At 74.9% G+C, this 2,620-nt stretch carries 4 protein-coding genes; all 4 read right to left on the bottom strand.

Features of this window, described 5'->3' with window-relative positions; translation table 11 throughout:
- Positions 1 to 183, bottom strand: a 183-nt coding sequence (locus tag AX685_RS17335; RefSeq protein ID WP_156445899.1) for a hypothetical protein, incomplete at its 3' end; no start/stop codon positions are given.
- Positions 159 to 1,301: a hypothetical protein gene (locus AX685_RS17330; protein WP_082741056.1), complete on the bottom strand. Its 1,143-nt coding sequence runs from the start codon at positions 1,299 to 1,301 to the stop codon at positions 159 to 161. The genes AX685_RS17330 and AX685_RS17335, both read right to left, overlap by 25 nt.
- Complete coding sequence (locus tag AX685_RS17325; RefSeq protein ID WP_066490848.1) at positions 1,298 to 2,125, bottom strand: MBL fold metallo-hydrolase; 828 nt, start codon at positions 2,123 to 2,125, stop codon at positions 1,298 to 1,300. Before AX685_RS17325 ends, AX685_RS17330 begins: the two co-directional genes overlap by 4 nt.
- A partial coding sequence (locus AX685_RS17320) for an NAD-dependent epimerase/dehydratase family protein (protein ID WP_156445898.1) occupies positions 2,113 to 2,620 on the bottom strand: 508 nt, incomplete at its 5' end. The genes AX685_RS17325 and AX685_RS17320, both read right to left, overlap by 13 nt.

The following is a 2,620-nucleotide window of genomic DNA, read 5'->3' as shown; positions in this document are numbered from 1 at the left end:
TGTCAGGACCGAATGGCGCCCTCCGCTGTTCAGCGCGCGCCATTCGGTCCTGACATTGGCGATATGTGCGGGCACGTCGGCCAGCATCGCGATATGGGCGCGCTCCGCCGCTGGGGTATCGCCCCAGGGCGCGTCCGGGGCGGCGGGATCGAACAGGATCACGCGATCGGCCCGCCGTTCCATTCGATATCGGCGGTGGTCTGGCGTGTCGGGCTGCGATGGCGCGACAGGCCCAGCGCGGCGAAGCGCGCCGCATCGACCAGCGCCCCCGCCGCGGGCCAGCGATCGCCGGGGCGGGTGATCGCGTCGCGGCCGTCGCGCCACTGGTTCCGGAACGAACGCCAGCGCCGTGCCGCCAGCGCGGACGGCACGCCGAGCAGCGCCATCGCGGGCGCCAGGTGGCGACGCGTGCCGGGGGCGGGGGGCGGCACCGATTCGCCCAGGATCGCTCGCGCCAGCGCGCTGCCGTCGAACAGGTGCACGCCGCTGACCGCGCGGGGATTGCACTCGATTGGCACCGCCGCGCCATCGGGGGTGCGGATCAGGTCGAACGACAGGTGCCCGGTCGCCCCGGTTGCGGCCACGATCCGCCGCGCCATGTCGATCGCGGGGGGCCAGTCGACCGCTTCGAACGCATAGGCCGCCGACCGGCCGTGCCGCCATGCGGGGCGATAGAGCGCGTGCGCGGTGACGCGACCGGCGTGCGTGGCGGTCCACAGGCACAGTTCCTCCCCCGCGACAAACGGCTGCGCGACCCAGCGGTGCGTCGGCGAAGGGCGCAGCCGCGCGACCGTGCGCGGTGACGGGCGGATCAGCGTGGCGGCGGCGAAGCGCGAGAATTCGGGCTTCAGTACGATCCGGTCGAGCGGCAGCGCGGGCAGTGCGGCGGCGGCGTCGATCGCGTGCGTGTCGGGCACCGTCACCCCGGCGGCGCGCGCCACGTCCGCGAACAGCGCCTTCGAATGGAGCCGGCGCAACACGTCGGGGGGCGGCGCGAAGACGCGCGCGGGCGGCGCGGCGGCGGCGATATAGAACACCTCCTCGCACGTCGGCACGACCAGCGTCGCGCCGGTCGCCTCCACCAGCCGCGCCAGCGCGGCGCGGAACGCGGCGAAGGCGGTGCGCGGCGGCGGCAGGCGGTGGACCGAGAAGGCGGGGCGCGACCAGCGCGCCGCCGTGGCGGGTACGCTGTCGGCGAGATGCACCGTCCAGCCGAGCGCGCGGAACGAGCGCGCGATATCGAGCGCGACCGGCGCGCGCGCGCCGGTGACGATGACCGTGCCCGGCACGATTCCGGTCACAGCCCGGCGGCGCACTCGGCGCAATGCGACGGCGTCAGCCGCACGTCGGGGTTGCGCCGGTGCAGCAGATGCAGCTTGTGCAGCGTCGTGCGCCCGGCGGCGGCATCGCCCAGCAGCCGCGCCGTCAGCAGTGGCGGGGGCGTGTCGGTGCGGATCGCCGCGCTGGACCAGGCGGCGTCGGCGACCAGGAAATGCCAGCCGGCATCCTCGCGCACGAACAGCCCCCAATGGCCGGGGCAATGGCCGGGCAGCGGCACCATCAGCAGCGATCCGTCGCCCAGCAGGTCGCGCGCATCGGCGAAGGGCGCGGCATCGTCGGGCAAGGCGGCGGCGGGCGCATCCTCAAACCAGCGCATCCGCGCCTCCATGCCGGGCGGGGCGAGTGCGCGCAGCATCCCGCCGCGCACTGCGGTGAAGCGGCTGCCGCGGTGCATCGCCGCCCATCCGGCGCGCGCGGCGTGGACGGTAGCGTTCGGGAACCGATGCGTCCCCGCCATGTGATCGGCGTGGAAATGCGACAGGATCAGGTGGCGCACCTCATCGGCGGCGATGCCGTGCGCGGCAAGTTGATCGGCCAGCGCCTCCCCCGGTGCCAGATGCGGCGGGGTGGCCCAGCGGTACAATCGTTCGGGGAATGGCCGCGTCGCGTCGAGGAAGGCGGGATCGTAGCCGGTGTCGAACAGGATCGCGCCTTCGTCCGGGTGGCGGATCAGGAAGGCGAGCGCGGGGAATTCGACCGGCGCCCAGCGGCCGCCACGGATCGTCATCGCCTGCGGATGGCGGCAATGGCCGACGCGGAACGCGCGGACGCTTACCGCGCGCATCGGGCGTCCAGCGCGTGATCGATCGCTTCCTCCGGCGTGATTGCGGGCGCCCAGCCGAGTGCGGCGCGCGCGTGTGACAGATCAAAGGTGCGCGACCAGCCGAGCGCGGCGACGGTGTACCGGGTCAGCAGCGGCTCGCGCCCGGTCAGCTGCGCCGCGCCCTCCAGCGCGGCGGCGGCGGCCATCGCGACGGGGCGCGGCAGTGCGACGATGCGCACCGGCCGCGACAGGCGCGCGGCGATCCGCTCGACGATCGCGCGGACCGTCAGCGCCGCGCCGCCCGACAGGTTCGCAATGGTTGGCGGCGCATCGGCGGCGGCGACCAGCGCGGCGGCGACGTCGCGCACGTCGGTCAGCTCCACCAGCGCGCGGCCCCCGGACGGCAGCGGCACGCGCCCGCGTTCGATCGCGCGCAACAGCCGGGGGAGCAGAACGGTGTCGTGCGGGCCGACGATCGCGTGCGGCCGCAGGATCGTGGCGGGGATGCCGACGTCG

Source organism: Sphingomonas sp. CCH9-F2, assembly GCF_001556735.1.
In the GTDB taxonomy this organism is placed as follows: Bacteria; Pseudomonadota; Alphaproteobacteria; order Sphingomonadales; family Sphingomonadaceae; genus Sphingomonas; species Sphingomonas ginsenosidimutans.
This window is presented reverse-complemented; position numbering and strand designations above follow the sequence as displayed.

Coding starts and splice junctions, on each gene's coding strand:
- AX685_RS17325 (WP_066490848.1), bottom strand. CDS start 2,125: ATGCGCGCGGTAAGCGTCCGCGCGTTCCGCGTCGGCCATTGCCGCCAT.